The 26,767-nt window shown below is 73.4% G+C and carries 23 protein-coding genes; 4 read left to right on the top strand and 19 right to left on the bottom strand.

Annotation, left to right across the window (positions count from 1 at the left end):
* Positions 1 to 146 precede the first annotated feature (146 nt).
* From VFZ92_RS34670 to VFZ92_RS34630, 9 genes are all read right to left on the bottom strand, one after another.
* Complete coding sequence (locus VFZ92_RS34670; RefSeq protein ID WP_330880872.1) at positions 147 to 797, bottom strand: response regulator transcription factor; 651 nt, start codon at positions 795 to 797, stop codon at positions 147 to 149.
* On the bottom strand, positions 782 to 1,870 hold the full coding sequence (locus tag VFZ92_RS34665; RefSeq protein WP_330880870.1) for a hypothetical protein: 1,089 nt from the start codon (positions 1,868 to 1,870) through the stop codon (positions 782 to 784). Before VFZ92_RS34665 ends, VFZ92_RS34670 begins: the two co-directional genes overlap by 16 nt.
* Positions 1,863 to 2,960 (bottom strand): sensor histidine kinase, encoded by a 1,098-nt coding sequence (locus tag VFZ92_RS34660; protein ID WP_330880867.1) that lies wholly within the window; start codon positions 2,958 to 2,960, stop codon positions 1,863 to 1,865. The genes VFZ92_RS34665 and VFZ92_RS34660 overlap by 8 nt, the downstream gene beginning before the upstream one ends.
* Positions 2,961 to 3,071: 111 nt before the next feature.
* Complete coding sequence (locus VFZ92_RS34655) at positions 3,072 to 3,296, bottom strand: hypothetical protein (protein ID WP_330880865.1); 225 nt, start codon at positions 3,294 to 3,296, stop codon at positions 3,072 to 3,074.
* A 73-nt stretch (positions 3,297 to 3,369) separates the two neighbouring features.
* Positions 3,370 to 4,404: an AbrB family transcriptional regulator gene (locus VFZ92_RS34650; protein ID WP_330880863.1), complete on the bottom strand. Its 1,035-nt coding sequence runs from the start codon at positions 4,402 to 4,404 to the stop codon at positions 3,370 to 3,372.
* 24 nt (positions 4,405 to 4,428) lie between these two features.
* The gene (locus tag VFZ92_RS34645; RefSeq protein ID WP_330880861.1) at positions 4,429 to 4,746 is read right to left on the bottom strand and encodes a DUF4387 domain-containing protein; all 318 of its coding nucleotides are present in this window, start codon (positions 4,744 to 4,746) and stop codon (positions 4,429 to 4,431) included.
* Positions 4,739 to 6,130: an acyclic terpene utilization AtuA family protein gene (locus tag VFZ92_RS34640; RefSeq protein WP_330880859.1), complete on the bottom strand. Its 1,392-nt coding sequence runs from the start codon at positions 6,128 to 6,130 to the stop codon at positions 4,739 to 4,741. Before VFZ92_RS34640 ends, VFZ92_RS34645 begins: the two co-directional genes overlap by 8 nt.
* Positions 6,131 to 6,198: 68 nt before the next feature.
* A complete protein-coding gene (locus VFZ92_RS34635) occupies positions 6,199 to 7,155 on the bottom strand; it encodes an NAD(P)-dependent oxidoreductase (RefSeq protein ID WP_330880856.1) in 957 nt (318 codons plus the stop codon).
* Between the two features lie 4 nt (positions 7,156 to 7,159).
* The gene (locus VFZ92_RS34630) at positions 7,160 to 8,446 is read right to left on the bottom strand and encodes an MFS transporter (protein ID WP_330880854.1); all 1,287 of its coding nucleotides are present in this window, start codon (positions 8,444 to 8,446) and stop codon (positions 7,160 to 7,162) included.
* 135 nt (positions 8,447 to 8,581) lie between these two features.
* Here VFZ92_RS34630 and VFZ92_RS34625 point away from each other — a divergent pair, with 135 nt between their 5' ends.
* Entirely contained in the window at positions 8,582 to 9,301 is a 720-nt protein-coding gene (locus VFZ92_RS34625; protein ID WP_330880852.1) for a GntR family transcriptional regulator, read from the top strand.
* Between the two features lie 6 nt (positions 9,302 to 9,307).
* On the opposite strand, the gene VFZ92_RS34620 is transcribed toward VFZ92_RS34625, so the two are convergent.
* Positions 9,308 to 10,336 (bottom strand): LacI family DNA-binding transcriptional regulator, encoded by a 1,029-nt coding sequence (locus tag VFZ92_RS34620; RefSeq protein WP_330880850.1) that lies wholly within the window; start codon positions 10,334 to 10,336, stop codon positions 9,308 to 9,310.
* 303 nt (positions 10,337 to 10,639) lie between these two features.
* On the opposite strand from VFZ92_RS34620, the gene VFZ92_RS34615 reads away from it, so the two are divergent.
* Positions 10,640 to 13,060, top strand: a complete 2,421-nt coding sequence (locus tag VFZ92_RS34615; RefSeq protein ID WP_330880847.1) for a glycoside hydrolase family 3 C-terminal domain-containing protein — start codon at positions 10,640 to 10,642, stop codon at positions 13,058 to 13,060.
* On the opposite strand, the gene VFZ92_RS34610 is transcribed toward VFZ92_RS34615, so the two are convergent.
* The 9 genes from VFZ92_RS34610 to VFZ92_RS34570 form a co-directional block, all read right to left on the bottom strand.
* Positions 13,057 to 13,404, bottom strand: a complete 348-nt coding sequence (locus VFZ92_RS34610) for a VOC family protein (protein ID WP_330880845.1) — start codon at positions 13,402 to 13,404, stop codon at positions 13,057 to 13,059. The two genes, VFZ92_RS34615 and VFZ92_RS34610, sit on opposite strands and share 4 nt — an antisense overlap.
* 97 nt (positions 13,405 to 13,501) lie before the next feature.
* Positions 13,502 to 14,491 (bottom strand): LacI family DNA-binding transcriptional regulator, encoded by a 990-nt coding sequence (locus VFZ92_RS34605; RefSeq protein ID WP_330880843.1) that lies wholly within the window; start codon positions 14,489 to 14,491, stop codon positions 13,502 to 13,504.
* Between the two features lie 42 nt (positions 14,492 to 14,533).
* A complete protein-coding gene (locus VFZ92_RS34600) occupies positions 14,534 to 17,695 on the bottom strand; it encodes a family 78 glycoside hydrolase catalytic domain (RefSeq protein ID WP_330880841.1) in 3,162 nt (1,053 codons plus the stop codon).
* 27 nt (positions 17,696 to 17,722) lie between these two features.
* Positions 17,723 to 18,892, bottom strand: coding sequence for an L-rhamnose isomerase (rhaI, locus tag VFZ92_RS34595; RefSeq protein ID WP_330880839.1), 1,170 nt, complete (start codon positions 18,890 to 18,892; stop codon positions 17,723 to 17,725).
* A 13-nt stretch (positions 18,893 to 18,905) separates the two neighbouring features.
* Positions 18,906 to 19,976 carry a rhamnose ABC transporter substrate-binding protein gene (gene rhaS / locus VFZ92_RS34590; RefSeq protein WP_330880837.1) on the bottom strand — a complete coding sequence of 357 codons (1,071 nt, stop codon included), beginning with the start codon at positions 19,974 to 19,976 and terminating at the stop codon, positions 18,906 to 18,908.
* The gene (locus VFZ92_RS34585) at positions 19,973 to 20,941 is read right to left on the bottom strand and encodes an ABC transporter permease (RefSeq protein ID WP_330880835.1); all 969 of its coding nucleotides are present in this window, start codon (positions 20,939 to 20,941) and stop codon (positions 19,973 to 19,975) included. Before VFZ92_RS34585 ends, rhaS begins: the two co-directional genes overlap by 4 nt.
* The gene (locus VFZ92_RS34580; protein ID WP_330880833.1) at positions 20,934 to 21,950 is read right to left on the bottom strand and encodes an ABC transporter permease; all 1,017 of its coding nucleotides are present in this window, start codon (positions 21,948 to 21,950) and stop codon (positions 20,934 to 20,936) included. The genes VFZ92_RS34585 and VFZ92_RS34580 overlap by 8 nt, the downstream gene beginning before the upstream one ends.
* Positions 21,947 to 23,461 (bottom strand): sugar ABC transporter ATP-binding protein, encoded by a 1,515-nt coding sequence (locus VFZ92_RS34575; protein ID WP_330880831.1) that lies wholly within the window; start codon positions 23,459 to 23,461, stop codon positions 21,947 to 21,949. The genes VFZ92_RS34580 and VFZ92_RS34575 overlap by 4 nt, the downstream gene beginning before the upstream one ends.
* Positions 23,462 to 24,366: 905 nt before the next feature.
* Positions 24,367 to 25,305, bottom strand: coding sequence for a LysR family transcriptional regulator (locus VFZ92_RS34570; protein WP_330880829.1), 939 nt, complete (start codon positions 25,303 to 25,305; stop codon positions 24,367 to 24,369).
* A 114-nt stretch (positions 25,306 to 25,419) separates the two neighbouring features.
* On the opposite strand from VFZ92_RS34570, the gene VFZ92_RS34565 reads away from it, so the two are divergent.
* A complete protein-coding gene (locus VFZ92_RS34565; RefSeq protein WP_330880827.1) occupies positions 25,420 to 26,337 on the top strand; it encodes an NAD(P)H-binding protein in 918 nt (305 codons plus the stop codon).
* Entirely contained in the window at positions 26,327 to 26,692 is a 366-nt protein-coding gene (locus VFZ92_RS34560; RefSeq protein ID WP_330880825.1) for a darcynin family protein, read from the top strand. Before VFZ92_RS34565 ends, VFZ92_RS34560 begins: the two co-directional genes overlap by 11 nt.
* The last annotated feature ends 75 nt before the right edge of the window (positions 26,693 to 26,767 follow it).

The raw sequence follows: 26,767 nt of genomic DNA, 5'->3' as shown, positions 1-26,767 counted from the left end.
TCGGTAGACCCTCGCCGGACGGCGGCCGGCGAGGAGGTGCGGATGGACCTCCGGCCCGACAGGGACCGTCCGGTCTGCCAGGACGCTATCCGCGATCACCGCCGGGCTCTGTCGGTCGTTCGCACCACACCGTCGTGACGGTTGGGTCACAGGTCCTCGACGCCGATCAGCCCGTCCTGGATCGCGCGGGCCACCAGCGCCGCCTTGGTGGGGGCCTCGCGGCCGATCTGGGCGTACTTGATCCGGATGCGCTCCAGGTGGGAGTTGACCGTGCTCGCGCTGATCCCCAGCCGCTGCGCGACGAAGTCCTTGGACTCCGACTGGAACCACTCGACCAGCACCTCCGTCTCCCGCGCCGACAGCGCGGGCCGGTGGTCGGAGCGGTCGCCGGCCAGCGCGCCCGCCAGCGACGGCGGCGTGTACGGGTCGCCGCGACCGGCCGCGCGGGCGGCCTCGACCAGGTGCTCCTCGCCCTCGGCCTTGGTCAGGTAGCACAGCGCGCCCAGTTCGAGGCACGTCAGCGCGATGTCGTCGTCCGCGCGCATCGAGTACACGACCACGCGCCTGCCCGCCTCGACGAGCCTGCGCAGGTCTCCCAGCGCGGGGGTCGGACCGCCCAGGTGCAGGTCGAGGATCACGACGTCGGCGGTCGCGCCGTCGCCGATCCACGCCACCCGCACGTCCTCGCCCGCGGCGACCACCGTGATCGGCGGGGTGCCCGCGCCGAGCCAGTAGGCGACCCCGGCGCGCACCGCCGGGTGGTCGTCGACCACCACGGCGGTCAGTTGGGCTTCCATCTGGCCTCCATCCGCGTCCGCGGTCCGTAGGTGTCGCACTCCACTCGGACGAGCGGCGACGTCGGTGCGATCCCGTCGCCGGGATCGGTGTCGGCGAGCACGGCGACGCGCACCTCCTGGTCGGTGCGCAGCACGCTGACCCGCGCGCGGGTGCGGGTGTGCGACAGCGCGACCACGAGCGGGGCGGTCAGCTCGCGCCGCACGACCGTCGGGACCGCCACGGCGGAGCCGCTGACCGCGAGCGACACCTCGATGCCCCGCCGTTCCGCCGCGTCCACGCAGGCCTTGACCTCGTGCACCAGCGGGTCGGGCACGTCGTCGTTCTCGGCGAACAGCCTGCGCAGCTGGGTCGCGGCGAGCGCGCAGCGGCGGCGGGTGGCGTCGTCGCGCGGGTCGAGCGCGCCGTCGGCCAGCCCGACCAGCAGCGGCAGCGTCGCACCGAGCTGACCGGCGAACGTCTGCCGCCGGTCGCGTTCCCACTGCTCGGCCAGCGCGGCACGGGTGGCGATCCGGTCGCGGTCGGCCGCGACCGCCGCGGCCAGCCCCGTCTGGCGGCGCAGCACCAGCGAGATCACCACGATCGCGGCCTGGAAGCCCAGGACGCTGAGCACGACGACACCCGCCCCGCCGACCTCGGCGCGGTCGTGGTCGCCGACCAGCACGAACTGGGTCACGCTCGCCACGCCGTGCGCCGCGAGCGCGCCGATCAGCACGCCGAGGCGGTCGACGAGCAGGACGAGCAGGTGCCAGCCGACCAGGCCGAACGACCAGTGCACGTCGAGGAAGAACCCGTCCTCGGGGAGGGCGGCGGTGGCCGCGACCGAGGCGGCCAGCACCACCGCCGCGCCGCCGAACGCGACCGGCGCGGGCAGCGGTCGGCGGCGCAGCAGCCAGACCGCGCAGACGACGGTGACCAGCGCCAGGGTGGCGAACGCGGTGTTCTCGACCCACGCGGGCCGGTAGTCGCGCTGGTGCTGGACCAGCCACGTCGCGTTCAGGCCGGTCTGCACGACGGCGGTCACGGCGAGCAGGACGATCCTGATGTTGGCGAAGAGCCGGTCGTCGTCAGCCACGCGGCCACTCCAGCCGCACGGTGGTGCCGCCGCCGGGTCGCGAGTCCACGGTGGCGCGGCCCCCGACGGCGGCCATCCGCTCGACCAGCGAGCCGCGGATGCCCCGGCGGTGCTCCGGCACGGCGGTCGGGTCGAACCCGGTGCCGGTGTCGGTCACCGTCACGACCAGGCCGTCGCCCGACCCGGCGACACCGAGCGCCGCCGCGCGCACGCCCGCGTGCCGCTCGACGTTGGTCACGGCCTCGCGCACGGCTCGCACCAGCGCCAGCGTGACCGGCACCGGCAGCAGCGGCACGTGCTCCCAGCGCGCGTCGATGGCGAGGGGGCTGCGCTCGACCACCGACCGCAGCGACGACTCCACGTCCACCAGCCGGTCGTCCAGGCCGGGTCCGCCGGTCGATCCGGTCAGCACGGCCAGGTCGCGCCGGGCGAAGTCGGCGACCTCCGCCGGGTCGGCGGTGCGGCTGCCGACCAGCAGGAACGTCGCCGAGGCCGTGTCGTGCAGCAGGGCGAGGTACTCCCGTTCCCGCCTGCGCCGCTCACGGGCCAGCACCTCGGCCCGTTCCAGCGCCGCCTGCCGGGCGCGCAGCTCGTCGACCCCGCGGGCGGAGCGGACCAGCAGCAGGAACGCCAGCCGCGCGAGCAGGCACTCGACCCCGACGCGCAGCAGCGTCGACGGCGGCCCGCCCGCCGCGAGGAACACGGCGAGCAACCCGACCGTGGCGGGGACCGCGATCTTGAGCGGCCACTCCCACTGGAACGTGATCGCGGTGATGGTGAGGACGTTGAGCGCCCACAGGTTCGGCCCGGACGCCGTCCACGACTGCGTCGCGCAGATCGCCCCGGCCCGTGCGACGGCCAGCGCCAGCGCGACCAGGGTGCCGCGGGTGGCCGGGACGCCGTCGGAGACCGCGCCGACCAGCGCCAACCCCAGCAGGCCGAGGCCGAGCGGGACGGCGTCGTCCGGGACGGCGAGCACGCCGAACACGCTGATGACCGCGAGTCCGACGCCCCGGACCGGGCCCGCGAACCGGCCGACCGCCAACCGGAAGCCCGCCTCGACGGCGCCGGTGGGCGACGGCGCTGGCATAGGTCCCCCAGACGTCGTCGGTGCGGCTGGTTGGAGTATTCCGGGTCGGCGGTCCGGGTGCAGCCCTAGGGGGCCGGGGTGGGACGCCCTCGGCCGGGCGGACGTGCGTGGTCAGCGTTCGCGGACGCCGTGGAGATCGGCCGGGGCGACCGTGGTCGACGCCGTGCCGGTCACCGCGACGGTGCCGGTCAGCCCGTTCTCCAGCCGATCGGTCTTCCTGGTGGAGGGACCGACCACCTCCACGGCCAGGGCGACGGCGTCCGCGCCCGCGGTGGCGGCTTCCACGCGTTCGGTGGACACGGCGTCGTCGAGCAAGCGGCAGGGTCGATCGGCCACGCGCTCTGGTCGGCGCTGCCGCTGACACCCGGTTCGGCACATCCACGACCGGCGACCTCGGCAGTCGCGGAGGTCACCCGTCGCGGCGGCCGACGGTGGCGAACAGCGGCAGCAACAGCAGGGACACCACCAGTCGGGTCACCTGGAAGGCCATGACCAGCGGGGTGTTGGACTCGGTCGCGAGGGACAGGCCCAGCACCGCTGAGAGGCCGCCCGGTGTGGACGCGAGGTAGGCGTCGTAGGCGCTGATCGACGTGAGGCGGCTCAGGCCGACGCCGACCAGGGCGCAGGCGGCGACGGTCGCGACGATCTGCACGCCCGCCAGCGGGAGCACGCGGGTCACGGCGCGGACCTTGTCCAGCGACAGGGAGGAGCCGATCTGGAGGCCGACGACGAGGAACGCGGCACCGAGGGCCGCGGTGGGCATCGCGGGGTGGTCGAAGAGGCCGCAGGCGGCCAGGCCGAGGGCGGCGAGCATCGGCCAGACCAGGGCCGAGCCCGCGAACGCCAGCAGCCGGTTCGCGACCAGGCCCGCGGTCACGGCGAGGAGCGCGAACAGCGCCGACTTCGCCGCGCTCGCGGACACCTGGTCGCCGACGGCCCGTGAGCCGGGGTCGAGCCAGAGGACCACGGCGGGCATCGACACGAGGACGAGCAGCACGCGGAGGTACTGCACGACCATCACGACGTGCTCGTCCGCGCCGGCCTCGCGCGCGCCGGTGATGAACCCGACCGCGCCCCCGGCCACCGAGGAGAACACGGCGGTGCGGCCGTCGACCGTCGGCAGGAGGCGGAGGAGCTGCCCTACGCCGGTGCTGACGACGAGGGTGGCGGTGACGACGACGAGGATGGCCTGCCAGTGCCGGGCCACCTCGCCCAGCACGGTCCGGTCGGCCATCGCGCCGATCGACGCGCCGAGCACGGCCTGCGCGACCGTGCCCGCGAACCGGGTCGGCCCCGGTTCGCGGCGGCCGGTGGACGACGCCGTGAGTCCACCCAGGACTCCCGAGAACAGCAGGGCCGCGGGCACGTCGAGCCACGTGAGCAGCACGGCCGACAGCGCCGTGACGACGGCGACGAGGAGCCGGGGCGCAACGCGGGAGAACACCGGTCCGGCTCCTCGTCGCGTCGGTCAGGGAACGAGGACGGCGAGCGGCACGTGGTGCTGGCCCGCGTGGACGTCGCGGTCGAACAGGCTGCCCTGGCTGACCGGACGGGGGTAGGAGATCTTCACGACGTGCAGCGACGGGATGCGGAAGATCCGCACCCCGTCGGCGGGGACGTCGTAGAGGCGTGCGACGACGGCCTCGTCGAGGAACTCCTCGTCGGCGACGATCGCGTAGCCCGCCTCGTCGCGCATGAACAGCTCGACGGTGACCCAGAAGGGGCCCGCGTTCTTCGACCGGACCTCCAGCGCCAGGTCTCCGAGGGTCGGGCTGGTGTCAGACATGGGCGGCGGCCTTTCGCAGGTGGGTGCGGAACATGCTGGTGGGGGTCTCGGTGTCGACCACGTGGTTCAGGACGAACTCGTAGGCCGCGCCGCGCTCGGTCTCCGCGGGCGACGTGGCGAAGGCCAGGCTCGGCAGGTAGGCCATGTCGGTGGCGGGCAGGTGCAGCATCAACGGGTTCGCGACCTTCGCGACGGCCGTCGCGGTCTCCTGGGACGCGGCCTGCACCAGCAGCATCACGCCGACCTCGCGCGGCGGCGAGGTGTCCGGGTCGAGGTGGCCGAGGACCGCGTTGTGGCCGTAGAGCCGGATGTCGAACGCGTAGTCGGCGGCGTCGAGGCCGAGGGTCTGGGTGACCCGGCCGGTGAGGACCTGCCGCAGGAACTCCGCCCAGCCCTCGACGTCCTTGAGGATCAGCGGGTCGCGGATGGCGGTGAACGACAGGGTCTCGTAGCCGGTGATCCGGGCGCCTTCGAGCTTCACGGTGTGCTGGTCGGCGACCTCGAACCGGGACCCCTCGACGCGGACCCTGCGGTCGTCCAGCGCGGTGTAGACGGCGTCGGTGACGTCGAGGGTGCCCGCGGGTTCGCGCATCCGGAACGGGTCGGCCGTCTCGTAGAGCATGTGCGCGGCCACCGAGTGCGGTGTGCAGGAGACGGACTCGTCGAGGGATTCGATGACGAAGCCGGTGCGGTCGATCGTGGCGAACACGCTGCCGGAGCGCGGGTTGGTCGTGCACTGGCCGCCGCACTCGACGATCTTCGCCGCGTGCCAGCTCGGCCCGGCGGGCAGGCCCTTCATCAACGGGTACGCGGCGGCGAGCGCCGTGTCGGTCGCGCGGCCCGCGAGCACGACGTCCGCTCCGCTCCGCAGCGCCTCGACGATGGGTTCGTGGCCCATCATCCCGACGATGTGGGTGCAGCTCCGCACCGTCTCGGCGGCCAGGTCCCGCAGGGGCGGCAACGGGTGGACGCGGCCCGCGTCGAGGTGCTCCACGACGTCGGCCGCCGTCTGCTCGCTGTAGATCGTCGCGACCGCGAGGTCCAGGCCGTCCTCGGCGATGATGTCGTCGACCATGCCCGCGACCCAGTCCACGCCCGAGTCGGTGCCGCTCGTGCCGCAGGAGCCGACGATCAGCGGGATGCGGGCCCGCGCCGCCGCGCCGAGCAGGATGCGCAGGTCGCGGGACACGGCCGCCGCGGCGGTCTTCGGCTTCCCCGAGCCCAGGTAGTACGGGCCCGAGTCGGTCGACCCGCCGTCGACGGCGATGACGTCGGCTCCCAGCGCCAGTCCGCGCTCGACGGCGGCCACGTCGAAGCCCGCGCCCAACATCCCCGAGGGCACCAGGATCCGCACCTCGTCGACCGCCTCGTCCGGCTTGCTCATCCGCGCTCCCTGCCCGCTCAATGGGTTACTTTTGACTTTTGCTATAGCATAACACGCGAAGATCGGACCTACCCCGCCGTGATCAGGTGGGCGTTGACCGACGACCGCGGTGCCCCGGCGAGCGCGGCGACGAGTTCACGGGCGGCGCCCACCCCGGCCGCCCGGCGGGCCTCGGCGGTCTGGCCCGCCATGTGCGAGTAGACGGTGATGCCGTCGACCCCGCGCAGCGGGCTGTCGGCGGGCAGCGGCTCGACGTCCACGACGTCGAGCTCGGCCCCCGCGATGACCCCGGTGGTCACGGCCCGCACGAGCGCGGCCTCGTCGACCAGCGGACCGCGAGCGGTGTTGACCAGCACGGCGGTCGGCTTCATCGTCGCGAGCGCGTCCTCGTCGACGAGCCGCCGCGTCCGCGGGGTGAGCGCGGTGTGCAGCGAGACGTAGTCCGACTCGCGCAGCAGCGTGCCGAGGTCGGTGAACCGCACGGACGGGTCGTCGTCCGGGACGCTCGTCGTGCACAGCACCGTCATCCCGAACGCGCGGGCGAGCGGGACGACCCCGCGCGCCGACGCGCCGTAGCCGACCAGGCCCAGGGTCGCGCCGCGCAGCTCGCGACCGCTCCCCCGCGGCCAGCGCCCCTCGGCGACGCCGAGCGCGAGCGGCACCAGGCGCCGGGCGGCGGCGATCAGCAGCCCCAGGGTGTACTCGGCGACGGCGTTGGCGTTGACGCCCGGCAGGGTGCTCACCGAGATGCCCAGGCGGGTGGCGGCCTCGACGTCGACGGAGTCGTGGCCGACGCCCGAGCGGACGACGGCGCGCAGCGCGGGCGCGGCGCCCAGGACCGCGGCGGTCAGCGGCTCGGTGCCGATGACCGCGCCCTCGACGCCGTCCAGGGCGGCCACGAGTTCGGCCGGGTCGCGCACGCCCGTGCCGGGCAGGTGGCGCGTGCGGTGGCCCGCCTCGGCGAGCAGGAGGTCGACCTCGTCGCCGGGGCGCAGGTGGTCGGTCGTGATCAGGACCAGGGCCACGGCGTCACAGCACCTTCGCGACGCCGGAGGTGCGGCGGCGGGCCAGCACCCGGATCCGCAGCACCGCGACGACGGCGAGCGCGGCGAGCAGACCCGCGTCGAGCAGCATGAAGCGCCAGCCGGTGATGTCGACCATGCCGCCGACGGCCGCGGGACCGACCAGCCCGCCCAGCTGCCAGGTCACCGTGTACAGGCCGGTGTAGGTGCCGATCACGCGCATCGTGGGCGCGAGGTTCCACAGCACCACGGCGGCGTTGATGATGAACCCGGAGGCGCCGACCCCGGCCAGGACCAGCGCGGCCATCGTCGCGGTCGCGGTCGGCACGGCGGTCGCCAGGACCATCGCCGCGGCGAAGACGGCCATGCCGATCGTCATCGTGCGCAGGCGGCCGATCCGTTCCGCGAGCAGCGCGGCGGGGTAGGCGGCGACCAGGAACGCCAGCCCGCCCGGCAGCGTGAGCCCGCCGGCGTCGCCCCGGGACAGCCCGACGGCCTCCATCGCGTAGGGCGTCATCAGCGCCCGCGACGCCGCGTAGGCACCGCCGAAGAGCAGCACGGAGGCCAGCAGGAGCAGCGGGCTGCGGTCGACGTCGCGGACGATGCCGAGCACGACCGCGCGCATCCGCACGCCCCGGACCGCGTCGGTCCTCCCGGCGTCGGCGGCGTCCTCGACCAGCGCGGCCCGGTAGGCGCGCGACCGGTTGTCGCGCACCCGCCACACCAGCACGGCCACCACGACGAACGCGGTGGCGGACGGGACGACGAAGGCGAGCGTCGGGTGGTCGTCGACCAGCAGGACGCTGATGACCGCCGTGGTGACGGTGGTGAGCCCGGAGGCGACCTTCACCGCCGCGTTGCCCCGGCTGCGGCGTTCCGGCTCGACGAAGTCCGGCATCAGCGACTCGACGACGGGCTTGAAGCTGTTGCCCACCAGGGCGAACAGGAACATCACCACGACCAGCGACGCGAACGACCAGGAGAGCGGGATGAGCAGGAACAGCAGCGCCGAGGCGGGCATCACCACGGCGATGTAGGGCATCCGGCGCCCCCACGCGGTCCTGGTGTTGTCGGACCGGTTGCCCATCCACGGCTGGATGAAGATGCCGAGCAGGTTGTCCATGCCCATGAGCAGGCCGACGACCGCGGCGCTGCCGACGTGCTCCCGCAGCAGCGGCGGGACCTGCGCGTCGTAGAACGTCCACATCGACTCCTGGGCGAACACCGCCAGGGCGCAGAAGAAGACGATCCCGCGCGCGGCCGCGCGGTCCACGGGTGTGGTTGCCGACGTCATACGTGATCCCCCGGTGGAGTGGGATGGCCCAGGTGGGAACGCCGGAGTGGCGTGCGGCACACCGTAAGATGCTATAGCAAGCTTGTCAAAAGTTTCTTAAGACTTAACCAATCGCACGTCGTCTATCGTGGTGGCATGGCACGGGACACCTTGAGCACGCTCACCAACGACACGCTCGCCGACCGCTCCTACCGCGCGGTCCGCGACGCCATCGGGTCCGGCGAGCTGCGTCCCGGCGAGAAGATCACCGAACGCGGGCTGGCCGAACGCCTGTCCGTCAGCCCCACCCCCGTGCGCGAGGCCATCCGGCGGCTCGAACAGGACGGGCTCATCGAGCGCACCGGCCCGCGCACGGTCGTCGTGGCCACGATCGGGGACACGGCGCGCCAGGACCTCGCCGAGGTCGAGATCGGCCTGCGCGGCCTGGTGGCGCGGTTCGCCGCCCGGCACGCCACCCCCGACCAGCTCGACCGCCTCGACGCGATCCTCGACGAGGCCGACGACCTGCACATCGTCATCCGCAAGCGGCACGACGACGGCAAGCCGATCGACCGGCACCTCGACGCGCTGCTCGACACCATGCAGCGGTTCAACGAGGGCGTGAACGCGTGCGCGGCGAACTCGGTCCTGGTCAGGCTGCTGGAGCAGACCAGGGTGTTCTCCCCGTCGGAACGGCGGACGCGCCTGCTGGAGCGGGTCGCCGCCGACAAGGAGTTCGGCCTCGACCGCTACGCCAGCCACCGGGCGCTGGTCCACGCCCTGCGCGCGGGCGACTCCGCCGCCGCCGAGCAGATCGTCCTGGAGGACGCGCGCGGCGGCCTCAACGCGCTGCGCGGCGAACCGCGCCGGGGCTGATCCCCCTCACGCCGACTGGCGGACCACCAGCGTCGGCTCGAACACCACGGACGTGACGCGGCGGTCCTGCCTGCCGATGCGGTCGAGCAGCAGGCCGACCATCTCCGCCGCCATGTCCTCCACGGGCTGGCGCACGGTGGTCAGGGCAGGCCTGCTGGAAGTGGCGGCGCTGCTGTCGTCGAAGCCGATGACGGCGACGTCGTCGGGCACGCGGCGGCCGTGGTCGCGCAGCACGTGCAGGGCGCCGGAGGCCATCAGGTCGTTGGCCGCGAACACCCCGTCGACGTCCGGGTGCTCGGCGAGCAGGCGCTCCATGGCGCGCTCGCCGCTGTCCTGGGTGAAGTTGCCCTCCACGAACGGCGCCTCGGGGTGGCCGTGGGCGGCCCAGGCCTCGCGGAACCCGGCCAGCCGCTCCTGGCTCGCGGGCACGTCGAGCGGACCGGAGATGGTGGCGACGCGCCGGCAGCCGCGGGCGACGAGGTGGTCCACGGCCAGCCGCGCGCCGTCGCGGTGGGCGAGGTCGACGTAGCTGATCGACAGCGGCCGGGTCGGGCGGGCGAACAGCACCGAGGGCACGGAGGCCGCGACGAGCATCGCGGGCAGCGGGTCCTCGGAGTGGATGGCGACGACGACCGCGCCGTCGGCGTTGCCCTGCCGCAGGTGGTCGACCACGTGCGCGCGGGTCTCGGGGGTGTCGGCGAACATCAGCAGCGGGTAGATGCCGCGCGGTCGCAGCGCGCTGATGATGCCGCTGGCGACGCGGCCGAAGAACGGGTCCACCAGGATGTCGCCGCCGAAGCCGCCCGCGCCGGACACGACGAGCGCGATGGTGCCGGTGCGGCGGGTGACCAGCGAGCGCGCCGCCGTGTTGGGGGTGTAGCCCGTCTTGGCGATGGCCCGCCGCACGGTCTCCTGGATGGCCGGGTCGACGTTGCGGGTCGTGTTGATCACGCGCGACACCGTCGCCCTCGACACCCCCGCCACCCGTGCCACGTCCTCCAACGTGGGAGGACGTGCCTGGGACGCTGCGCTCATGGAGGCTTTATAACACAGCGGAGAGCGCTCTCCAGGTCACGAACCGGTCGAGCCGACCGCCGGACGCCGACGGCCGGTGCTCCGGTCGGCCGCCCGGAGACCGCTTTCCGAACGCCTTGGAGAGCGCTCTCCAAGGGCTTTGTCCCCGGTGGCGCGATTCCGGTGTGGGAACAGCGAAATTCGGGCTCCCGCGCACCGCGATACCAGGTCGTGGGCATGACTTGACACACGTGACGTCGAAAGGCGAGGGTGTCCCTACTCGGAGAGCGCTCTCCAAATCACCACCCCAGGAGTGATCGCCCCATGACGACCACGCAGAGACCCGGCACCGACACCGACCTCGACGTGCTCATCGACCGGCTGACCCTGGCGGAGAAGATCCGCCTGCTGTCGGGCGGCGGCACGTTCCGCGGCCAGGCCGAGGAGTCGATCGGGCTGCGCGCGATCGTGTTCTCCGACGGGCCGGTGGGCGTGCGCGGCGAGCGCTGGGACGAGCGCGACACGGCCCTGACCCTGCCGTCGCCGACGGCCATGGCGGCGACCTGGGACGCCGACGTGGTGAGCGGGCTGGGCAGGCTGCTGGCGGCCGAGGCGCGCCGCAAGGGCGTGGACGTCCTGCTCGCGCCGAACCTCAACCTGCACCGCTCCCCGCTGGGCGGCAGGCACTTCGAGTGCTTCTCCGAGGACCCGCTGCTCACCTCCCGCATCGGCGCCGCCTACGTGCGCGGCGTGCAGTCCGGCGGCGTCGCGGCCACCCCGAAGCACTACGTGGCCAACGAGTCGGAGACCGAGCGGCTGACGCTGGACGCCCGGATCGACGAGGCGACCCTGCGCGAGGTGTACCTGGCGCCGTTCGAGGCGGCCGTGCGCGCGGGCGCGTGGGTCGTCATGTCGGCCTACAACGGCGTGAACGGCACGACGATGTCGGACAGCCCGCTGCTGGACGAGCCGCTGCGCGGCGAGTGGGGCTTCGACGGCGTCGTGGTGTCGGACTGGGGCGCGGTGCGCTCGGTCGGGTCGAGCACCGACCTCGCGATGCCCGGCCCGCACGAGCTGCGCGCCGCTCCGCTGGAGGAGGCCGTGCTCCGCGGCGACGTGGCCGAGTCGGAGGTCGACGACCGGCTGCGGCGCATCCTGCTGCTGGCCAGGCGGGTCGGGGCGCTCTCCCCCGCCACTCCGGTGCCGCCGCCGCGGATCACCCCGGACGAGTCGCGCGCCCGGCTGCGGCGGGCCGTCGCGGCGGGCGCGGTGCTGCTGCGCAACGACGCCCTGCTGCCGCTGGACCCCGCCGCGCTGACCCGCGTGGCCGTGCTCGGCCCGAACGCCGTGGACGCGCGGGTGCAGGGCGGCGGCAGCGCCGGGGTGTTCCCGGCGGCCGTGGTCTCCCCCGTCGACGGCATCCGCTCCGCGCTCGCCGGGCGGGCCGAGGTCGTGCACCGCGCGGGCGCGGTCCTGCACACCCGGCCGACCCCGCTCAAGCCCGAGCACACCAGCGACCCGGTCACCGGCGAGCCCGGCGTGCTCGTGCGGTACCTGGACCCCGACGGCGAGGTGGTCCACGCCGAGCACCGGCTCAGCGGCCGGATCCTCGACCCGTCGATCGACGTGGACGCGGCCTTCGTCGAGGTCAGCGCACTGCTGAGGCCTCCGTCGCCGGGCGACTGGCGGTTCGCGGTGGTCGGGCTCGGCGAGGTGCTGCTGGAGGTCGACGGGCACGTGCTCGTGGACGAGCTGGTCGTGCCCGAGTCCGACGACCCGACCTACGTGCACGTCGCGCCGTCGTTCCGCGAGGCCACCTGGCCCGTGCGGGAGGGGCACGAGGTGCTGGTGCGCGCCCGGCGGCGGCTCACGCCCGGCGAGGGCAACGCCGTCGCGCTGGCCGCGGACCCGCCCCTGGTGGACGAGGACGTGGAGCTGGCGGCGGCCGTGGAGCTGGCGCGGACGTCGGACGTGGCGGTCGTCGTGGTCGGCACGACCGACGAGATCGAGAGCGAGGGCTTCGACCGCACCACGCTGGCGCTGCCCGGCAGGCAGGACGAGCTGGTGCGCGCGGTCGCGGCGGTGAACCCGCGCACGGTCGTGGTGGTCAACGCGGGCGGGCCGGTGGAGCTGCCGTGGCGCGACGAGGTCGCCGCGGTGCTGGTCACGTGGTTCCCCGGCCAGGAGGCGGGCGACGGGCTGGCCGACGTGCTGCTCGGCGCGGCCGAGCCCGGCGGGCGGCTGCCGACGACGTGGGCGGCGCGCACGGCGGACGTGCCGGTGCTGGACACGACGCCGGTCGACGGCGTGCTGGGCTACACCGAGGGCGCGCTGATCGGCTACCGCGCGTGGGCGGCGCACCCGGTGGCGCCCGCGTACTGGTTCGGCCACGGGCTGGGCTACACGACATGGGCCTACGAGGGCTTCTCCGCCCGCGACAACGTCGACGCCGGGGCGGGCTTCGACGTGCGGGTGCGGGTCCGCAACACCGGTGCGCGCGAGGGCCGGGAGGTCGTTCAGGTCTACCAGGCGCTGGGCGAGGACCGGCGGCTCGTCGGCTACACGACCGTGCGCGCCGCTCCCGGCGAGGCGGTGTGGGCGCGGGTGCCGATCGAGGCGGACGCGCTGCGGCGGTGGTCGACGGCCGACCGCGCGTGGCGCCCGGCGAGCGGCACGATCACGCTGCTGGCCGGACCGTCGGCGGGCGACCTGCCGCTGTTCGGGAAGCTCAACACGGCCCGCTAGCCCAGGAGGGGAGCACCGCCGAACCCGACCTCGTTGCCCTCGGGGTCGTGGTAGGTCGCCTTGCGCACGCCGTTGTCGTAGGTCTCGCGCTTCGTGGGCCTGATCCCGGCCGCGGCGATGCGGGCGACGGCGGCGTCCAGGTCGTCGACGACGATGTTGAGCATCCCCCGTCCGGCGTGCGTGGGCCTCTGGCAGATGAACACCGATCGGTGCTCGGCGAGGTCCCACACGGCTTCGGTGTCGCTCGCGACGAAGGAGGCGGGGAAGCCGAACAACTTCTCGTACCAGGTGAGCGCCGACGGGAAGTCGTCGACGGGGATTCCGGCGTAGAGGTCAAGGGCCATCCGGCCATGCTAGGCGGCCGAGTCGGTCCGGTGGCCGCACGGACGAGCGAATCCCGCGTGCGGCACCGAAGTCGAGGTGTCCTCTCGATCCGGCGCTTCACGTCGACTCGCGGACGACCAGCTCGGGGCGGAACATGATCTGCTGGTGCGAGTGCGCCGCGGGCTGGTCGCACTCCTCCACGAGCAACCGCGCCGCCGTCCGTCCTATGTGGAGGGTCGGTTGGCGCACCGACGACAGCGGCACGGCGGCGTCCGCGGCGAACTCGATGTCGTCGTAGCCCAGCAGGGCGACGTCGTCGGGCACCCGGCGGCCGGTGCTGACCGCCGCGCGCAGCACGCCCAGCGCCAGCAGGTCGTTGGCGCAGAACACCGCCGTCGGCGCGGCACCGCCGTCGAACAGCTCGCGCGCGGCCTCGTACCCGTGGCGGGCCTTGAGCGCGGGCACCTCGACCACGTCGACCGCCACGCCCCGGTCGGCGACGGCGCGGCGCAGCCCGGTGAGCCGGTCCTTGCACTGCCGCAGCGACAGCGGGCCGGTGACGTAGGCGATCCGCCGGTGCCCCGCGGCGACCAGGTGCTCGCCTGCCAGTTCACCGCCTGCCACGTCGTCCACCGCGACCGAGCAGCAGTCCACCCCCTGGTAGTGCCGGTCCACCAGCACGGTCGGCGTGCCGCGGCGGCGCAGCGCGTCGAGCCGTTCGGACATCGGCCCCACGGGGGTGATCAGCATTCCCCTGACCCGCTGCTCCTCCAGCAGTCGCAGGTACCGGTCCTCGCGGGCGGCCTGCTCGTCGGAGTTGCACAGCACCAGCGCGTAGCCCAGTTCGGTGGCCACGTCCTCGATGCCCCTGGCGATGTCGTGGAAGAACGGGTTGGCCAGGTCCAGCACGATCAGGCCCAGCGACCGGCTGGTGCCCGCGCGCAGCTGCGCGGCCTGGGAGTTGCGCACGAACCCCAGTTCCGCGATGGCCGCGAGGACGACCTCCCTGGTCGCCTCGGACACCTTGTCCGGCCGGTTGAGCACGTTGGAGACCGTGCCGAGGGAAACCCCGGCACGTTCCGCCACGTCCTTGATGCTCGGCGCCATCGCGCGATCCTATTCGTCGGGCGACGATTCTGCTGAAACGATTCACTGCCGTCCGGTGAACCGCCACGTCCCGAACGGCACCCGGTGCACCGCGAAACCCGGCTCGACGCGGACGAACTCCGCGCCCGCCGGAGCGGTGACGGCCTCGCGCGACGCGGCCGGGACGTGCACCTCGGCCGTGGACCCGACGGGGACCTCCACGGTGAGCCGCACCTCCGCGCCGACCAGCGACCAGCCGACCGACGCGGTGCCGCGCACGGTCCGGATCGAGGTCCGCGCCCACGTCACGCCGACGCGGGCGTCCGGCCGCACGACGAACGTCTTGTAGCCCGCGTCACCGGGGCGCAGGCCGGCCACGTTCTCGTAGAGCCACTGCACGACCGTGCCCTGGAAGTAGTGGTCGCGCGACCGCGAGTCCGCGGGCCACATCTCCCACATCGTGTCGGCGCCGTTGTCGAACCAGAATCCCCAGCTCGGGAAGCCGCGCTGCACCGCGATGGCGTGCGCCACGTCGGGGAAACCGTGCTGGGTCAACGCCCTGAGCAGCACGCTGGTGCCCAGCGCCCCGGTGTTGAGGTGGTCGCCGCGCGCCCGGACGTCCGCGACCAGCGCCGCCACGACCGACGGCACCTGGCCCGCCGGGACGAGCCCGAACATCAGCGGGATCGCCTGCGAGGTCTGGCGGAAGTCCGGGTCCCGCGCGCTGCGGTAGTGCCCGTCGACGAGGAACTCCGCGTTCAGCGCGTCGCGGCAGGCGTTCGCCGTGGCCCGGTAGCGGGCCGAGACGTCCGCGTGCCCCAGCAGGTCGCCGAGTTCGGCCGTGGCGACCAGCGCGCGGTGCAGGTACGCGGTCGCGGTGAGCCGGGTGTCCTCCGGCGGGTTGCCGCCGTAGCCGGGCGGCAGGTAGTCGCCCAGCGCCGTGGTGGCCAGCCCTCCTCGCAGGCGGCCGACCTCCCAGTCCAGGTACTTCGTCAGCGTCGCCCAGTGGTCGGCCGCGAGCCGCTCGTCGCCGTAGACCCGGTACATCTCGCGGACCAGGAACGGGTACACCGTCGTCCACTCCGGCGAGGGCGCGGCCTCCTGGTAGCCCCAGCCGCCGCTGGGCACGATCACCGGCAGCGCACCGGGACCGGTCTGGCTGTCGGCGAGGTCGCCGATCCACTTGGTCAGGAACCGCTGCACGCCGAACGCGTGGGCCAGCACCGGCGCGCCGAGCTGCGCGTCGCCGGTCCAGCCGTTCTTCTCGAACATCGGGGTGTCGGTGGGGATGCCGTGCAGGTTGTTGAGCAGGGTCCGCTTCATCGCGCGGTCGAGCTGCTCGAAGAACGGCTCGGAGCAGCGGAACGTCCCGGTCTCCGGCACGTCGCTGTGCACGACCCGGCCGACCACGTCGCCCAGCCCCGGCTTGGTCGGGAAGCCGGTGACCTGGACGTAGCGGAAACCCTTGTAGGAGAAGCGGGGCTCCCACGTCTCGACGCCCTGCCCGGAGCAGGTGTACTCGTCGACCTGGTGGCGTCCGGGCACGTGGCCGTTGGTGTTGAGCACGCTGCCGTCGGGGTTGAGCCGCTCGCCGTGGGCCAGCCGGACGACCGTGCCCGCGGGTGCGGTGACGGTGATCCGCGACCACCCCGCCATCGTGCGGCCGAGGTCCACGACGTAGACCCCGGCTCGCAGCTCGGTGACGGCGGTGGCGCGCACGGTCTCCACCACGCGGATGGGTTCGTGCTGCTGGGCCCTCAGGGTGCCGGTCGGCGCGGTGACCAGCGTGGGCTCGCTCCAGCCCTCGACCGCGCGGCGGGCGTCGTAGGACTCCCCCGCGTACAGCGAGTTCGTGACGGTCCGGCTCTCCGCGACCCGCCAGCTCGTGTCCGTGGCGACGGTGGTGCGCGAGCCGTCGGTGTGGGTGATCTCCATCTGTGCCAGCAGCTTCGGCTCGGCGTGCCAGTGCGCCTGCTCCCAGCGCCAGACGTTCGGCGTGGTCATGCCGTAGAAACCGCGGCCCAGCGTCACGTCCAGGGTGTTCGAGCCTTCCTTGAGCTGCGCGGTGACGTCGTGGGTGGCGTAGAGGACGGTCTCCTCGTAGTCGGTGAAACCGGGGTCCAGCACCCGGTCGCCGACCTTGCCGCCGTTGAGCCGGGCGTCGTGGTAGGCCAGCCCGGCGATGTGCAGCCGGGCGCTCGCGACCGGCTTGGCGAGGCTGAACTCCTTGCGCAGCACCGGCGCCGGGGGTTCCACGACCAGGCTCACGCCCCGACCCCACGGGCCTTGGCCGTACGCCGCGAGCACGGTCGCCGCCACCCACCCCGAGTCGTCGAACTCCTTCCGCTGCCACCCGTCCTGCTCGGTCTCGGCGACCTTCCACCCGGTTCCGGTGACCAGTTCCCGTTGCCCGGCACCGGATTCGACGACCAGCCGCACGAGCAGGCCGCCGGGGTTGACCGAGACGGTGCCGCGGTTGGTGGCCAGCGCCGCGAGCACGACCCGGCCACCGGCGGCGCGCACCCCGGCGGTGACGTCGGCGGACCTGCCGAGCTTCCAGCCGTCGACCTGCTCCGGCGAGGACAGCACCTGCTGCCCGTTCAGGAAGAGGGTGAAGTCGTCGTCGGCCGTGGCGATGATCCGCGCGCGGGTGGTCCCCGGTGGCACGTCCAGGCCCGCGCGGAACCAGCGCGGGCCCGCGGGAGCGCCGGACGGGGTCGCGCCGGGCGACCAGATCCACGACGCCGGGTCGAACGACAGCCCGGCGACCGGTGGCGCGGCGCCGATCCACCTCGCGGTCCACGCCGTGCCGAGGAACGCCGTCTCCCACCACTTCGCCGCGCTCCACGCCGAGGGCCTGCCGCGCTGGTCCCACACCCGGACCCGCCAGGTGTACCGGGTGTGCGGGCGCAGCGCGGGACCGTCGTAGACGATCCCGACGCCGCGGTCGGACACCACCTTGCCGGTGTCCCACACCCCGTCCACCCGGACCTGGTACGCGGTCTGCGCGCCACCCGCGCCGTCCGCCGCCAGCACCCACGACAGCCGCGGCTTCGCGACGTCCGTGCCCAGCAGCGTCTCCGCGTACTCGACCGTCGTCGACTCGACCCGCACACCGCCCGCCGGTTCCACATCCGCCGCCGCCGTGCCCATCGGAAGTGCCAAGGCCCCCGCCCCCACCGCCGTGCCCACCAGGAAGTCCCGCCGGTTGACCCCGCCGCTCATCGGTTTCCCCTCGTGAAGGTCATCGGTTCAGGCGCCCCACCCGGCCTGGTCGCCGCCAACGCGGTCCGCGCTGATCCGATCGCCGTAACCGGACCGGCGGTAGGCCCGGACGGGATCGGGGTCGAGCCCCATGTCGGTCCGCAGCTCGGCGAGCAGCGGACGGACGTCGGTGTTGTAGGCGTCCATCAGCACGTCGTTCGACTCCAGCACGTCACCGGAGTCCTGAGCCGCGTCGAGCGCGTCCGCGTCGACCAGCAGCGCCTTCGCCGTGGCCTCCTGGACGTTGAGCACCGAGCGGATGATCGCCGGGATCTTCGCCTCGATGTTGTGGCACTGGTCGAGCATGAAGGCGATGCCCGCCTCCGGCCCCAGCGCGTCGGCGCGGACGATCTCGTGCATGATCCGGAACAGCTGGAACGGATCGGCCGCACCCACCATCAGGTCGTCGTCGGCGTAGAAGCGGGAGTTGAAGTCGAACGCCCCCAACCTCTTCTGCCGCAGCAGGAACGCCACGATGAACTCGATGTTCGTGCCCGGCGCGTGGTGACCGGTGTCGATCACCACCTGCGCCTTGGGCCCGAGTTCGACGCAGTGCGCGAACGCGGTGCCCCAGTCGGGGATGTCGGTGGCGTAGAACGCGGGCTCGAAGAGCTTGTACTCCACCAGCATCCGCTGGTCGTCGCCCAGCCGGTCGTAGACCTCCCGCAGCGCCTCGGCCAGCCTGTCCTGCCGCCGCGCCAGGTTGTCCTGGCCGGGGTAGTTCAGCCCGTCGGAGAACCACAGCTTGAGGTCGCGCGACCCCGTCTGATCCATGATGGACACGCAGTCCAGCAGGTGGTCGGTCGCCTTGCGCCGGATCCGGGGATCCGGGTTGGTGACGCTGCCGAGCTTGTAGTCGTCGTCCTGGAACACGTTGGAGTTGATGGCGCCCAGCGCCACGCCGCGCTCGGCGGCGTGGTCGGCCAGCGCCCGGTAGTCGTCGACGGTGTCCCACGGGATGTGCAGCGCCACCGTCGGCGCGACGCCGGTGAAGGCGTGCACCTGCGCGGCGTCGTCGATCTTCTCGAACGGCGTGCGCGGCACTCCCGGCTGGGTGAACACCTTGAACCGGGTGCCGGAGTTGCCGTACGCCCACGACGGCGTCTCGATCCGCTGTGCGCGCAGGGCGTCCTTCACCCGGTCCGCGGTCTCCGTCATCGTGCCCCCAGGGCTAGAAGTTGAACTGGTCGATGTTGCTCGCGGTGAACTCGGTCGGCGGACCGAGCACCAGTTCGCCCTTGGCGCCGATCGTGTAGTCGCCGAGGTCGCCCGCCTTGAACTCCTCGCCCTCCGCGCCGGTGATCTGGCCGGACGCGAGCGCGCCCGCGGCGTAGACGGCCAGGTAGCCGAGCTTGCTCGGGTCCCACAGCGCGAACGACTTGACCGTGCCGTCCTTGACGAAGTCGCGCATCTGGTTGGGCGTGCCCAGGCCGGTGAGCGCGACCTTGCCCTTGTACTCCGAGGAGCTGAGGTAGCGGGCCGCCGCGGCCACGCCCACGGTGGTCGGCGAGATGATGCCCTTGAGGTTCGGGTGCGCCTGGAGCAGGCCCTGCGTCTTCTGGAACGACGTCTGGTCGTCGTCGTTGCCGTAGGCCGTCTCCACGAGCTTCAGACCGGCGTTGGCGGGCTTGGCCAGCTCGGTCTTCATGATCTCGATCCAGGCGTTCTGGTTGGTGGCGTTGGGGGTCGCCGACAGGATCGCGATCTCGCCCTGGCCGCCGGTCGCCTCCGCGACCATCTTCACCTGCACGGCGGCGATCTCCTGCGCCGTGGCCTGGTTGACGAACACGTCGCGGGCGTCGGCAGCGGCGTCGGAGTCGAACGTGACGACCTTGACGCCCTGCGACCGCGCGGTCTTCAGCGCCGGGGCGACGGCGTTGGCGTCGTTGGCCGACAGCACGAGCGCGTTCTGCTTCTGCTGCGCGGCGGTGTTGATGTAGGTGACCTGGGAGGACGCGCTGGCCTCGGACGGGCCGGTCGCCTTCAGCTCGGCCTTGATCGCCGACGCGGCCTCGTCCGACCCCTTCTGCGCCACGGTGAAGTACGGGTTGTTGACCGCCTTGGGCAGGAAGGTGATCCTCAAGCCCTCCTTGATCGTCGCGTTCGGGTCGGCGGCGGCCGTGCCGCCCGCCGCGGGGGCGTCGGACTGGACGCTGTTCTTGCTGGTGCCGCTGCACCCGGCCAGCGCGACCGCGCCGGACAGCAGCAGCACCAGCGTGGTGACCGCGGGGCGTGGGGTCATGGTGATCGCCTTCCTGTGCTTGACGTGCGAACGCGGGCCGTCAGCGCCGGCGCGAGCACGCTCACCAGGAGCAGCAGGCCGGTGACGACGGTGAGGATCTCGGTGGAGACGTCGTCGAGGATGAGGACGTTGCGCAGACCGCCGAGCAGGAGCACTCCGGCGAGCACACCGCCCAGCGTTCCGCGTCCGCCGAAGATGGAGACGCCGCCGAGGAGGACGGCGGCGACGACCGCGAGTTCCAGGCCGACTCCGTTGTCGGCGCGGGCACTGGAGAAGCGGAACGTGTAGACGATCCCGGCCAGCGCGGACATCGCGCCGGTCAGGACGAACAGCGTGAGCTTGACCCGCTTGACCCGGATGCCGGAGAAGCGGGCGCCCTCCTCGTTCGAGCCGATCGCGTAGACCGACCGGCCGAACGAGCTGGTGTGCAGGGTGATCGCGAACGCGACGGCGAGCACCGCGCACAGCAGGATCGGCCACGGCACCCAGGTGCCGGGAACGGGTGCGGTGCCGAACTCGGTGAAGCTGGCGGGGAAGTCGGCCACGGCCCGGTCGCCGAGCACGACCAGCGCCAGACCCCGGTACAGGGCGAGGGTGCCGATCGTGACGGCCAGGGACGGCAGGCCGAGGCGGGTCACCAGCAGGCCGTTGACCGCTCCGCACACCGCGCCGAGCACGACCACCGTCGGCAGGATCGCCTCCAGCGTCCAGCCCGCGTCCCACAGCTCGCCGATGACCGCGCTGGACAGGCCCAGCACGGACGCGACGGACAGGTCTATCTCGCCGGACACCACGACGAGCGTGAGCGGAAGCGCGATCAGCGCGACCTCGCCGATGTCCAGGCCGAGGTAGAACAGGTTGCCGCCGTCCAGGAACGCACCGCCGGTGCGGATCTGGCCGACGACCGCCACGAGGACCAGGAGAGCGACCAGCGCGGTCTCCCAGCGGGCGAACCGCTCAAGCATCGTGGTCACTCCTTCCGCGCAGCTCCCTGGCGAGCCTCAGCGCCAGGAGCCGGTCGACGGTGATGGCGCCGATGAGCAGTGCGCCGCTGATGGCCTGCTGCCAGAACGCCGGGACGCGCAGCACGACCAGGCAGCTCGCGATCGTGCCGAGCAGCAGCGCGCCCAGCGCCGCGCCGACGACCGTGCCGGAGCCGCCGAAGATCGCCACGCCGCCGACGACGACCGCCGCGACGACCTGGAGTTCCAGGCCGGTGCCCGCCGCCGCGTCGACCGTGCCGTACCGGGCGACCCACAGCGCGCCCGCCAGGCCCGCGACCGTGCCCGACAGCAGGAACGCGGTGAACACCCGCCGTGGCACGGGAATCCCGGCCAGGACGGCGGCCTCGGGGTTGGAGCCGATCGCGTAGAGGTCGCGGCCGGAGCGGTAGGACCGCAGGTACAGCGCGGCGGCGGCAACCACGGCGAGCGTGATCAGCACGAGCACCGGGACGCCGAACAGCCTGCCGTTGCCCAGGTCCAGCAGGTCGTCGGGCAGGTTGGAGGCGTTGATCTGCGTGCCCTGCGCCAGCGCGAAGTCCACGCCGCGGAACACGTGGAGCGTGCCGAGGGTGACCACGAGGCTGGGCACGCGGCCGACCGCGACCAGCAGGCCGTTGACGACCCCGCAGACCAGGCCGACACCCACGCCCACGAGCAGGCCCAGGACGATCGGGACGTCGGGGTGGTCCGCGAACACCCTCGCCGTCAGGAACGCCGAGAGCCCCAGCGTGGAGCCGACGGACAGGTCGACGTTGCGGGTCACCACCACGAGCGTCTGGCCCGCCGCCAGCACGGCCACCACGGAGGCGTTGAGCAGCAGGTCGCGGATGCCCTGCGCCTCCACGAACCTCGGGTTGACCAAGGCGGTCGGGATGATCACCAGCGCGAGCGCCACGACGATGCCCAGCTCGCGGGCGCGGCCCACCAGCGCGGCGACGCGGCGGGCGCGCGAGGGCGCGACGGCGGTCACGAGGCCACCCCCGGCCTGCCCGCCGCGGCCAGCGCCACCCGTTCCTCGGTCGCGTCGGCACGGGCGATGTCGTCCACGAGTCCGCCCTCGTGCATGACCAGCACCCGGTCGGCCATGCCCAGCACCTCGGGCATCTCCGAGGAGATCATCAGCACCGCCACGCCCTCCCCGGCCAGCTCGGACAGCAGCCGGTGCACCTCGGCCTTGGTGCCGACGTCGATGCCGCGCGTGGGCTCGTCGACGATCAGCACGGAGGGCTTGCGCGACAACCACTTCGCGAGCACGACCTTCTGCTGGTTGCCGCCGGACAGCGTGGCGGCGGGCGCGCCGAGGCGCGCGGTCTTGATGCGCAGCTTGAGCGACCAGTCCTGCGCGAGCCGCCGTTCGGCGCCGCGCGGGAGCAGCCCGAACCGGGACAGGCGGCCGAGCGAGGCCAGTGCGACGTTGCGCTCCACCGAGGCGTCCACGACCAGGCCCTGCTGGCGGCGGTCCTCCGGGACCAGGCCGATGCCCGCGGCCATCGCGGCGGTCGGCGAGCCGAGCCTCAGCGGCCTTCCGCCGACCCGCACCTCTCCCGCATCGACGGGGTCGATGCCGAAGATCGCGCGGGCGACCTCGCTGCGGCCCGCGCCGACCAGGCCGGACAGCCCGACGATCTCGCCCGCGCGGACCTGGAACGAGACGTCGGTGAACACGCCTTCCCTGGTGAGCCTGCGGACGTCGAGCAGCACCTCGCCGGGGGTGGTGTCCTGCTTGGGGAACAGCGCGGACAGCTCGCGGCCGACCATGCGGCGCACCAGCCCGTCCGGCGTCTCGCCGTCCAGGGGTCCGTCCCACACGTGCTCGCCGTCGCGCAGCACGGTCGCCCGCCGGCACAGCGCGAACACCTCGTCGAGCCGGTGCGACACGAACAGCACGGCGGTGCCCTGGGCGCGCAGCACCTCGACGACCTCGAACAGCCGGTCGACCTCGCGGGCCGACAGGGCGGCGGTCGGCTCGTCCATCACGACCACCCGCGCGTCGAACGACAGCGCCTTGGCGATCTCGACGACCTGCTGGTCGGCGATGGACAGGCCGCGCGCGGGGCGGACCGGGTCGAGCGCGACGCCGAGCCGGTCGAACAGGGCCGCGGTGTGCGCGTGCATGGCCCTGGTGTCGATGCGGCGCCCCGCCCTGAGGGGCTGGCGTCCGGTGTAGACGTTCTCCGCGATCGACAGGTCGCCGAAGAGCATCGGCTCCTGGTAGATCACCGCGATCCCGGCGGCCCTGGCGTCGGCCGGTCCGGAGAACCGCGCCTCCTCGCCGTCGACCAGCACCCGTCCGCTGTCGGGGCGGTGCACGCCCGCGAGGGTCTTGATCAGGGTGGACTTGCCCGCGCCGTTCTCGCCCAGCAGCGCGTGCGCCTCGCCGGGCACCAGGGCGAGGGTGACGTCGGTCAGCGCCGCGACCGCGCCGAAGGTCTTCGAGACGCGGTCGAGCACGACGAGCGGCTGCTCCTGGGGCAGGTCCACACACGACTCCCGGTACGTGATGAAACGTTTCAATCATGAGGCGTAAGGGAGTGTGCTACGCGTCACATCCGCTGTCAATGGTGCGAACGGACCAGCCTAGGGGCGGCGTTCAACCCTCTGCGATCTCGACCGCGGCGACTCGTGGGGCTCCGGGTGGCGATCGACGGGGTCCCCCGGCTCCACCGCGCCGGGATCGCCGTGCTCGGCGACGAGCGAGGTGTAGATCGGGTTCGGATCGGGCTGCGTCACGGGGCAGACCTCCTGGTTCCGTGGTCGGATCGCCCCTGGTGGGGTCCTGTCGACCGGTGATCCCGCCCATCCTGCGCCGCGCCCCCGGCATCCGCAGGCCATCCGGCGGAAACAGGGGTGGGCGTCGCGGTGGAGATCAACCGGTTCACCGGTACGCTCCCCGGCTCGTCACCCGTTGAGCCGACCGCACCGCGTGACGCGGTCACGGGCTCGATCCGGGGCCCCGTCAAGGTCTTTCACGCCTGGACGAATAGGCGTTCCCGGCCTCCGGGCCGCTCGCGGGCCCCACGTGGCCTGGCCTTCCGCCTTCTCGCGCTGTTCGCGGACGGTATTCACCGAACTGATCGGGATCTCACTAGCTTCCCCCTGGTGACCACGAATCGAGCAGTGCGGCGACACGTCCCGGTCCCCGGAGGGGGCGGACCGAGGCGCTGGGGCCCGCCGCTCGGACTGGCACCGTGGACGGGGTGCGCCACGCGGTCCCGGCGTCGGACATGACGGTGGAACGGCGGTCGGACGGGTGCTCGGGCGGCTCCGCCAGGAGCGCGGGGAAGCCCGCCGCCCGCGAGGTGGCACCGTTCGCGTAGAGGTGGGCGGGTGGCCGGTGCCCGCCACCCGCTCCACCAGACCCACGACGACCGGCTCGGCCGCTCCCCCTACTCCTCCCCGGCCGGGCGGAGCACCCGGCGCACGGCGTCCCGCAGCCACCGGTGGGCCCCGTCGGCGGTGTGGCGCGGGTGCCAGGCCATGCCGATCGTCAGCGGTGGCAACGGCAGCGGGATGTCCAGCAGCCGCAGCCCCAGCGAGTGCGCCGCGTCGCTGAGCGGTGACGGGGGCTCGCCCGGCAGCGCGGTCGGCACCAGGCAGACGACGTCCTCGACCGCGGCCAGCGCCATCGCCCCGAGGTGCCCGGACAGGACGACACCGATCCGCCTGCGGAGCCCCACCCCGGCCAGGGCGGTGTCCAGCGGGCCGGTGAAGCGGCCCCGGCGGCTGACCGCCACGTGCTGGGCCGCGGCCAGCCCGGCGGGCGTCAGCGGGCCCTCGGCGAGCGGGTGCGCGGCCCGGACGCCCGCCGCCATCCGCAGCGTCACCAGTTCCTCGACCCTGGTCTCCGGGTCGACGTGGTCGATGATCCCGATCTCCAGGTCGACCAGGCCCTCGCGCAGCGCCGGGCCCGCCTCCCACTCCTCGGACAGCACCCGCAGCGAGACGCCCGGCGCCCGGCGGCGGGCGAGCCCGAGCAGCCCCGGTGCCAGCGCCGCGCCGACCACGTCCGAGGCCTGCACGGTGAAGGTGCGCCGCAGCGCGGCGGGGTCGACCCTCCCGCTCGGGGTGAGCAGCGCCGCCAGGTCGCGCACCACCGCCGCGGCCTCGCCCCGGAGCACCTGGGCGCGCGGCGTGGGCACCATCGTCTGCCCCGCCCGCACCAGCAGCGGGTCCTGGAGCAGCCTGCGCAGCCGGGCCAGGGTGCGGCTCATCGCCGCGGGCGAGGTGTGCAGCCGCGCGGCGGCCCTGGTGACGCTCTGCTCGGTCAGCAGGGCGTCGAGGGCGACGGCGAGGTTGGCGTCGAGCTTCGAGTCCGGGCTGCTCATCAGCGTTGTTCCATTTCAGGCAATGATCTGATGCTGAAGTTCCCATTGTGGCAAAAGCGGTGGTGTCCACACGATGACGAGGTCACACCGACCCGAAGCAGAACGCGAGGTTCCATGATCGTCATCACCGCACCCACCGGGAACATCGGCAGGCGGCTGCTGCCGCTGCTGCTGGAGGCCGCGCCCGCCCGAGGAGAGGAGCTGCGCGTCGTGGTGCGCGACCCCGCCCGGCTCCCCGAGGCCGTGCGCGGACGGGTCGAGGTGGTCACCGGCTCGCACGGCGACCCCGCGACCGTCGACCGCGCCTTCGCCGGGGCCGACGCCGTGTTCTGGCTGGTGCCGCCGAACGGCTCGCTCCCACCGGACGAGGCGTACAGCGGCTTCACCCGTCCCGCGGCGCAGGCGTTCGCCGCCCACGGCGTCAGCCACGTCGTCGGCGTCTCGGCCCTCGGCCGGGGCACCCCGCAGGCCGACAGCGCCGGGCTGGTCACCGCCACCCTCGCCGTGGACGACCTGATCGCGGGCTCCGGCGTCGCCTACCGCGCGCTGGCAGGCCCGTCCTTCTTCGAGAACCTGCTGGAGGAGGTCGACTCGATCCGCGAGGACGGCGTCTTCACCGACACCGTCGCCGCGGACCGCGCGGCCCCGCTGGTGGCCGTCGCCGACATCGCCGCGGTGGCGGCCGAGCTGCTGCTGGACCGCTCGTGGACCGGCGTCGACAGCGTGCCGGTGCTCGGCCCGCAGGACCTGTCGCCCGAGGACCTGGCCCGCGTCATGACCGAGGAGCTGCGCCGTCCGGTCCGCTACCGGCGCCAGGCGCTCGACGACCTGCGCTCCGCCCTGCTCGGCCACGGTCTCGACCCGGCGTTCGTCGAAGGGGTGGTCGGCATGAAGCGCGCCAAGGACCAGGGCCTGGACGCGGGTGTCGTCCGCGAGCCGGGGGCGCGGCCCGGCACCGGGTTCGCGCGGTGGTGCGCGGAGACCCTCAAGCCCGCCGTCCTCACCGCACCGGAGGCCGTCGGTGCCAGCTGAGCGGACCGAGTCGCCGGTCACCGCGTTCATCCTGGTCAAGACCACGCCCGAGTGGCTGGCGATGACCGTGGCCGAACGCGTCCACGCCTTCACCACGCAGGTCGTGCCGGTGGTCGAGGCCCGCACCCGCGGCGTCAGGTCCCGCTTCTACGACACGGAGTTCTACTCGGCGCGGGTCACCGACATCTGGGTCTGGGAGGCGGACGACCACGCCGCCTACCAGCTCCTGGTCGACGCGCTGCGCGAAACCCCCTTCTGGGACCGCTACTTCGACGTCGTGGACCTGTTCGTGGGCACCGAGAACGGCTACGCCCGCACCTACGGCGTGGACCCGGTGGCCACCCTCTCCACCTGAGGCTCCCCCGCCCGGCCGGTGCGCCCACCGCACCGGCCGGCGGAGCGGACCACCCGGCACCCCGGTGCGACATCG

The organism is Umezawaea sp., assembly GCF_036375055.1.
Classification (GTDB): domain Bacteria; phylum Actinomycetota; class Actinomycetes; order Mycobacteriales; family Pseudonocardiaceae; genus Umezawaea.
Note: the sequence above shows the minus strand (reverse complement) of the source record. Positions and strands in the feature narration are given on the sequence as shown.

Excerpts from the sequence above, each read along its gene's own strand:
- VFZ92_RS34670 (WP_330880872.1), bottom strand. The coding sequence starts at position 797 with ATGGAAGCCCAACTGACCGCCGTGGTGGTCGACGACCACCCGGCGGTG.
- VFZ92_RS34660 (WP_330880867.1), bottom strand. The coding sequence starts at position 2,960 with ATGCCAGCGCCGTCGCCCACCGGCGCCGTCGAGGCGGGCTTCCGGTTG.
- VFZ92_RS34645 (WP_330880861.1), bottom strand. The coding sequence starts at position 4,746 with ATGTCTGACACCAGCCCGACCCTCGGAGACCTGGCGCTGGAGGTCCGG.
- VFZ92_RS34640 (WP_330880859.1), bottom strand. The coding sequence starts at position 6,130 with ATGAGCAAGCCGGACGAGGCGGTCGACGAGGTGCGGATCCTGGTGCCC.
- VFZ92_RS34630 (WP_330880854.1), bottom strand. The coding sequence starts at position 8,446 with ATGACGTCGGCAACCACACCCGTGGACCGCGCGGCCGCGCGCGGGATC.
- VFZ92_RS34625 (WP_330880852.1), top strand. The coding sequence starts at position 8,582 with ATGGCACGGGACACCTTGAGCACGCTCACCAACGACACGCTCGCCGAC.
- VFZ92_RS34620 (WP_330880850.1), bottom strand. The coding sequence starts at position 10,336 with ATGAGCGCAGCGTCCCAGGCACGTCCTCCCACGTTGGAGGACGTGGCA.
- VFZ92_RS34615 (WP_330880847.1), top strand. The coding sequence starts at position 10,640 with ATGACGACCACGCAGAGACCCGGCACCGACACCGACCTCGACGTGCTC.
- VFZ92_RS34610 (WP_330880845.1), bottom strand. The coding sequence starts at position 13,404 with ATGGCCCTTGACCTCTACGCCGGAATCCCCGTCGACGACTTCCCGTCG.
- VFZ92_RS34605 (WP_330880843.1), bottom strand. The coding sequence starts at position 14,491 with ATGGCGCCGAGCATCAAGGACGTGGCGGAACGTGCCGGGGTTTCCCTC.
- VFZ92_RS34600 (WP_330880841.1), bottom strand. The coding sequence starts at position 17,695 with ATGAGCGGCGGGGTCAACCGGCGGGACTTCCTGGTGGGCACGGCGGTG.
- rhaI (WP_330880839.1), bottom strand. The coding sequence starts at position 18,892 with ATGACGGAGACCGCGGACCGGGTGAAGGACGCCCTGCGCGCACAGCGG.
- rhaS (WP_330880837.1), bottom strand. The coding sequence starts at position 19,976 with ATGACCCCACGCCCCGCGGTCACCACGCTGGTGCTGCTGCTGTCCGGC.
- VFZ92_RS34585 (WP_330880835.1), bottom strand. The coding sequence starts at position 20,941 with ATGCTTGAGCGGTTCGCCCGCTGGGAGACCGCGCTGGTCGCTCTCCTG.
- VFZ92_RS34570 (WP_330880829.1), bottom strand. The coding sequence starts at position 25,305 with ATGAGCAGCCCGGACTCGAAGCTCGACGCCAACCTCGCCGTCGCCCTC.
- VFZ92_RS34565 (WP_330880827.1), top strand. The coding sequence starts at position 25,420 with ATGATCGTCATCACCGCACCCACCGGGAACATCGGCAGGCGGCTGCTG.